General features: G+C 66.9%; 4 protein-coding genes. All 4 read left to right on the forward strand.

The features are described 5' to 3' along the window. Positions 1–137: 137 nt before the first annotated feature. The 4 genes from ACFO27_RS16510 (at position 138) to ACFO27_RS16525 (ending at position 6,554) form a co-directional block, all read left to right on the forward strand. Positions 138–1,451, forward strand: a complete 1,314-nt coding sequence (locus ACFO27_RS16510) for a diguanylate cyclase domain-containing protein (RefSeq protein WP_376818287.1) — start codon at positions 138–140, stop codon at positions 1,449–1,451. Next, the gene (locus ACFO27_RS16515; protein ID WP_376818288.1) at positions 1,448–3,682 is read left to right on the forward strand and encodes a putative bifunctional diguanylate cyclase/phosphodiesterase; all 2,235 of its coding nucleotides are present in this window, start codon (positions 1,448–1,450) and stop codon (positions 3,680–3,682) included. Before ACFO27_RS16510 ends, ACFO27_RS16515 begins: the two co-directional genes overlap by 4 nt. A gap of 20 nt (positions 3,683–3,702) precedes the next feature. Next, positions 3,703–4,704 (forward strand): substrate-binding domain-containing protein, encoded by a 1,002-nt coding sequence (locus ACFO27_RS16520; protein ID WP_376818289.1) that lies wholly within the window; start codon positions 3,703–3,705, stop codon positions 4,702–4,704. Between the two features lie 74 nt (positions 4,705–4,778). Beyond that, entirely contained in the window at positions 4,779–6,554 is a 1,776-nt protein-coding gene (locus tag ACFO27_RS16525; RefSeq protein WP_465251352.1) for a methyl-accepting chemotaxis protein, read from the forward strand. Positions 6,555–6,800 lie beyond the last annotated feature (246 nt).

A 6,800-nucleotide genomic window follows, 5' to 3' on the forward strand; every position in this document is an offset into this window, starting at 1 on the left:
CCTTGCATATGACTGCGATTCAGTTGACTTACATTAAGGATACGAATGGTTTTTTTCGCTAAATTTTCGACATATAGTTTCACGCTTCAATTTCCACGGGCATGCAGAGGATCGCGCTCGTGACACCAGAATCCTCCATGTCCCGTCCGTTCCCGCCGTCCTCTTCCCCCTTTCTCCCCCGCATCCTGCTGGTCTCCGGCGTCGCCGCCGCGGCGGGCCTGCTCATGGCCGTTCCGGTCTTCTGCCTCGAGGCGTCGTGCCTGTGGCTGGCGGCCCTCCCGGCCTGCGTCTTCCTGGCGCTGTTCCTGGTCAGGGAGCGCGCCCGCGAGGTGTGCCGCGCGAAATTCGCCGCCCTGCGCATGGTCAACGACCGCCAGCGCAAGCGCGTCCACTACCTGCGCGGCCAGACCCGGGTCCTGCGCGCCATTTCCCGGCGCCGCCCGCTGGACGAATCCATGGGCATCCTGTGCCGGTTCGTGGAGGACCGGATTCCAGGCGCGCGGTGCTCGGTCCTGATGCTGGATTCCGAGGGCAGGGCGGTGGGCCAGTCCGTCGCCCCCGGCCTGCCCGATCACTACAATCAGGCCCTGATCGGGCTGGAGATCGGCCCGGCCGTGGGGTCGTGCGGCGCCGCCATGTACCTGCGCCAGCCGGTGTTCATCGACGACATCCTCCGCCATCCGAACTGGGCGCCGTTCCGTGACTTGGTCCTGACCACGGGGATGCGGGCCTGCTGGTCCAGTCCGATCCTGGACGACGACGGCCAGGCCATAGGGGCTTTCGCGGTCTACAACGAGCAGTCCCGCCTGCCGGCCCGCGGCGAGCGCCTGACCATCCACGTCGCGGTCGAGATGGCCCGGATCGCCGTCAACATGGCCGCCGTGTACCGCCAGCTCATGCACCAGTCGCTGCGCGACGAGCTGACCGGGCTGGCGAACCGCCGGGGAATGAAGGATTGGCTCACGAGGCGCCTGGAGTCCGGCGGGCGGGTGGGCGTGCTCCTGCTGGACCTGGACGATTTCAAGCCGGTCAACGACACCTTCGGCCATGATGGGGGCGACAGAGTCCTGCGGGTGGTGGCCGGGCGGCTGCGGGACCTGGTGGGCCGCGACGCGGTCGCTTCCCGCCTCGGGGGGGATGAATTCACCCTGGGCATGCCGACGGCCGATCCCGTCGCCCTGGAGGACATCGCCCGGCAGGTCATCCAGGCGATCGGCCGGCCTATCTTCATCGACCGGCAGCACCAGGTGTGCGTCCGCTGCAGCATCGGCATCGCCCGCCACCCCGAGGACGGCGAGACGGTCGAGGAACTGCTGACGCATGCCGACCGGGCCATGTACGAGGCGAAGAAATCCGGCAAGAACCGGTATCGCCATTGGGACGGCCCCGCGCCGGAGGCACGTGGGGAACGCCCGCATGACGGCCGGGCGGGGGCCGGCGAACGGGCATGATGCGGGAATCCAGGCTCAAACGGCAGAAATGGGCCTTCCTGGCGCTCGCCGCCGCCAGCATCCTGATGCTGGTCCTGGTCACGTTCCTGATGCGGCACGTGCGGGACCTGCTGGTCTCGGATTTCCGGATCAGCCTGGCCGAGATCGTCACCCAGAACAGGAACGCCATCGCCAGCCGGCTGCAACTGGAATTCCTGGCCGTGGACGCGGCCGCCGCCCGTCTGGGCGAGGAGGTCGAGCTGGGGCTGCCGGCGGGGGACGCGGGTGCCGTGCGCCGCTACGTCGCGCAATATGGCATGGCGCACAACGACGGCCGGCGGTTCGTCGCCGACGACCAGGGGCTGGTGTCGTTCGGCGACGGGCGCGCCATCAATATCGCGGGCCGGAAGTATTTTCGCGAGGCCCTGGGCGGCGAATCCAATCTGTCCAACCGGCTCATTTCACGTTACGACGGAGAAAACGTCTTCGTCGTGTCCGCGCCGGTGCGCGCCGGCGGCCGCCGGGTGGGGACCTATCAGAACGCGCTGTCCTACGAGGACATCCGCAAGATCCTGGCGGCGCCGCTGTTCGCCTCCAGCGGCCGCGCCTATATCGTCGACCAGGACGGCTACCTGGTCATCGGCGACCAGCAGATGTCCGAGAACTATTTCCGCGAACTGTACGCGAACGGCAATCCGGACGCCGCCCGGCGGATCGAAGCGGACGCGCGCGCCGGGCGCAGCGGCTTCATCACCAGCCGGATCGCGGACGAGCCGATGTTCGCCTCGTACACGCCCATCGACAACACCAAGGGCTGGTACCTGATCGTCGCGGTGCCGGAAGCCGCCGTCTTCCCCAACGGCCGCACCGTCGTGAACCTGTTCTACGGCATCCTGTTCCTGGTGGTCTGCTCGTCGGCGCTGGCGATGGCCTATTTCCTCTGGTACAAGGGCCGGCAGCAGGCCCGCCTGAAGGAGATCGCCTTCGTCGATCCCGTCACCCGGGGAGACACCTACGCCAAGTTCCTCGACGAGGCCGGCGAATTGCTGGGCCGGCGGAAATCAGGCTACGCCATCGTCAAGGCGGACGTGGACAATTTCAAGTACATCAACAAGTTCTTCGGTTTCGAGGCCGGCAACCAGGTCCTGCGCGACATCCACGGCCAGATCGCGAGCCAGCTCACCGAGGCCGAGCGCGTGACCCGGATCACCGGGGACAACTTCGTGCTCCTGCTCGAAGATGCCCGCCCGGGCCGGCTGGGTGCGCTGTTCAGGCCGCTCGCGCACGAGGACATGACCGTCTATTTTTCCGTCGGCGTCTATCTTGTCGAGAACCGGGGCGAGGACCTCAGCATCATGGTCGACAAGGCCGGGATCGCGGCCAAGCGGGTCAAGGGCCAGGTCCATGAGAGCTTCGCGTACTACGCCAAGGAGCTGGAAGCCGCCGCGGTCCACAACGAGATGCTCAAGCACCGCATCCGCAACGCGCTGCGGCACGATGAGTTCATGCCCTTCTACCAGCCCAAGGTGGACATCCTGACCGGCCGGATCGTCGGCTGCGAGGCGCTGGCCCGCTGGCGCACGGACGACGGCGCGTTCGTCCCGCCGGGCGAGTTCATCCCGATCAGCGAGCAGACCGGCATGGTGCTGGAACTGGACATGATGATCTACGAGAAGGCTCTGGCTTTCCTGCGGCGGGGCCTGGACCGTGGTCTGGAACGCGTCCCGGTGTCGGTCAACTTCTCGAAGATGCACCTGCACGCCGGACGGTTCTTCGACAAGATCCGGGAAAAGGCCGAGCAATACGGCGTACCCCCCGGCCTGATCGAGATCGAGCTGACGGAGAGCACCTTCTTCGACAACTTCCACGACATGTCGGTGTTTTCCCGCCGGCTGCAGAGTTACGGATTCCGGGTGTCCATGGACGATTTCGGCTCGGGCTATTCCTCGCTGAACATGCTCAAGAACATGCCGATCGACGTGCTGAAGATCGACCAGGGCTTCCTCGACCGTGGTTCGGACCAGTCCAGGCGCGACATCATCTTCGCCGGGGTGGTCGGGATCGCCCAGCGGCTGGGCCTGAGCGTGGTGGTCGAGGGCGTGGAGACGGCCGAGGACGTCGCGCTCATGAAGCAATGCGGCTGCCGCATCGCCCAGGGCTACCACTATTCCCGGCCGGTACCGGAGGACGCGTTCATGGCGCTCCTGGCGGAACGGGGCGCGCAGACAGGTGCCGCAAAAGGGCCTGATTGATTCATTGCTGGAGCCCGGTCATGAAATACCTCCTCTGCCTCCTGATCGCCCTGGCCTCCCTGTCCGGGTGCGTGGAACGGGCGCCCAAGCCCAGGCTGGGCATCTCGTTCGGCGTGGGCACGGCGCAGCGCTGGACCTATGAAATGCAGGTCATGACCGACCGCGCCCGGGCGCTGGGCCTGGAAGTCGATGCCCGCATGAACCGGAACGAAGAAGCCAAGCGGCAGCTCGCCGATTGCGAGGAAATGATCAATGGGGGGATCGACGCCCTGATCGTCGTGGCGCGGGACGTCACCAGCATGAAGCATATCGTGCGCAAGGCGCAGGCCCGCGGCGTGAAGGTGATCGCCTACGCGCGCGCGAGCCACGACGCCCGCTACGATTTCTACGTCGGCTACGACACCTACCGGATCGGCTGGAGCATGGGCGACACGCTGGTCGAGCGCGTCGCCCGCGGGAACATCGCCATCCTGCAGGGCGACGCCCGCGACATCAACGTGCCGTCCCTGCAGGACGGCGCCATGCGGGCGATCCAGCCCGCCGTCGACAGCGGGGACCTGCGCGTCATCCTGAACGAGTCCATCGAACGGTGGTCGGCGGAGCGGGCCAAGGCCCGGTTGAAGCAGGCGGTCGCGCGCAACGGCGGGCGGCTCGACGGGGTCCTGGCGCACAACGACGTCCTGGCGGGCGCGGCGGCCGAAGCCGTGCGCGAAATGGGACTGAAGAATCACGTCTCCATCGTCGGGATGGACGCCGAACTGTCCGCGCTCCGGCGCCTGGCCCGGGGCGAGCAGGACGCCACCGTCTACATGGACCTCAAGTCCATGGCCGCCGCCGCGGTGGAAGTGGCCGACGACCTGATCAAGGGCCGGCCGGCCTTCGCGAACGCCGAATTCCAGATGCCTTCCGGAGGCAGCATCACCGCATATCTCGTCAACGGCAAGATCGTCACCAAGGAAAACCTGGACCGGCTCATCGTCGGTCCGGGCGTGCACAGCCATCAGGACGTTTACGGGAATTAGCGTCCGGAGAGGGCGCAAGGCCGCCAGCGGCCTTCGAACGCATTTCAATTCAAGAAAGACGAGGGAATCTCATCATGAAGTTGCATCATTTCAAGGTCGGCAGCCGCCTGGGCCTGGGATTCGGCACGGTGTGCGCGCTGCTGGTCCTGATCGTCGGCGTCGGCTGGAACGGCCTGGGCCGGCTCAAGGCCCAGACCGACAACATCGTCCATGAGGATTCGCCCCGGCTGTCCATGGTGTCGGAAGCGGCCATCCACGTGCTGAACATCGACATCGCGCTGCGCAATCTGCTGTTGAGCGACGATGACGCCCAGCGCGCGGGCCAGACGGCCATCGTCCAGAAAGAAGCCGAACTGGCCCGGCGGAATCTGGACCGGCTCCAGGCGCTGACGCATTTTCCCGAAGGCCAGGCCCTGGTTCGCAAGATCATGGACCAGCGCGCGCGCTATATCGATGGCCGGCAGCATCTCTTCGACCTGGTCGAGGCCGGAAGCCTGGATGAGGCCCGGGCCTACCTGAACCGGGAACTGCGCCCCATGAGCGAAGCCTATCAGGTCGCGCTGAACGACATGGTGGTGCTGCTGACCCATCGGGTCCAGGAAGCCGGGCGGGCGGCCGACGAGGCCCATGCCGGCGCGCGAGGCCTGATGTTGTCCCTGGGCGCCGCGGCGCTGCTGGTGGCCGCCGTCCTGGGCTGGCTGATCGCTCGCGGTCTCCTCCGGCAGCTCGGCGGCGAACCCGTCCAGGCGGCCGGGATCGCCGGACGGATCGCCGAAGGCGACCTGGCGGTCGACGTGCCCGTGAAAGCGGGCGATGCCGACAGCCTGATGGCGGCGATGAAGCACATGCGCGACAGCCTGGCCCGGCTGGTGGGCGAAGTGCGCGGCGGCGCCGAATCCATCGCCTCGGCCGCCGAGCAGATCAGCGTCGGCAACCTGGACCTGTCCTCGCGCACGGAAGAACAGGCCAGCTCCCTGGCCGAGACCGCCGCCACGATGGAGGAAATCACCGCCACCGTGCGCCAGAACGCCGACAACGCCCAGCAGGCCAACACACTGGCCGCTTCCACCGCCAAGACCGTTTCCGACGGCGGCGCCATCGTCGCCGAGCTCGTCTCCACCATGGGCGAGATCAACGCCAAGTCCCAGCAGGTCGCCGACATCATCGGCGTCATCGACTCCATCGCCTTCCAGACCAACATCCTCGCCCTGAACGCTGCGGTCGAGGCCGCCCGCGCCGGCGAGCAGGGCCGCAGCTTCGCCGTGGTGGCCTCCGAGGTGCGGGCGCTGGCCCAGCGCTCGGCCGGCGCGGCCAGGGAGATCAAGGGCCTGATCGACGCCTCGGTCGAGTCCGCGGCCAAGGGCAACGAGCAGGCCTCGCGCGCCGGCGCCACGATGCAGGACATCGTCGACAGCATCAACCGCGTCACCGACATCATGGGCGAGATCAGCGCGGCCAGCCGCGAGCAGACCACCGGCATCGAGGAGATCAACTCGGCGGTCACGCAGATGGACGACGTCACCCGGCAGAACGCCAGCCTGGTGGAAGAGTCGGCCGCGGCGGCGGCCAGCCTGCGGGAACAGGCCGACACCTTGACCCATCTGGTCGATACTTTCCGGCTGGCCGAGGCAGGAGCCCAACCGGAACCGGACCGGCCCCGAAGTCAATCCCGGACCGGGGGCGCCGGCCAGGCGGACGATTTGCCCGCGTACGGGCCTGAACGGGTGATCAGCGCACCGCCGCGCGTGGCCCGGCCGGCATCGCCGCCCGCGCCCCGTGCGGGAATGAGCACAGGAGGGCGGCGCTCGCTGGCACCGCCGGTCGACGATGGGGAGTGGTCCGAATTCTGAATGGGGAGAGGACTTCGTTTCGTGAATCCTGGAGGCCCTTGATATGGATTAAGGTGTGGGCCTGGAACCTTTTATAGCATCGAAAAGTATCTTTCCGTGTCTGGAATTCCAGGGGACACTGGTCGCGGACTCATCCATGATTCACCGGCCCCGGTATCGATCACCGCGGGCCGCATCCAGTGCGCAAAAACAGGAAATGCGTTTTTCTTCTTCTGAATCAATGAGTTACCCCCCACCCCCTCCCCC

It is taken from the genome of Castellaniella denitrificans (assembly GCF_042653765.1).
Classification (GTDB): domain Bacteria; phylum Pseudomonadota; class Gammaproteobacteria; order Burkholderiales; family Burkholderiaceae_B; genus Castellaniella; species Castellaniella denitrificans.

Coding starts and splice junctions, on each gene's coding strand:
- ACFO27_RS16520 (WP_376818289.1), top strand. CDS start 3,703: ATGAAATACCTCCTCTGCCTCCTGATCGCCCTGGCCTCCCTGTCCGGG.
- ACFO27_RS16510 (WP_376818287.1), top strand. CDS start 138: ATGTCCCGTCCGTTCCCGCCGTCCTCTTCCCCCTTTCTCCCCCGCATC.
- ACFO27_RS16515 (WP_376818288.1), top strand. CDS start 1,448: ATGATGCGGGAATCCAGGCTCAAACGGCAGAAATGGGCCTTCCTGGCG.
- ACFO27_RS16525 (WP_465251352.1), top strand. CDS start 4,779: ATGAAGTTGCATCATTTCAAGGTCGGCAGCCGCCTGGGCCTGGGATTC.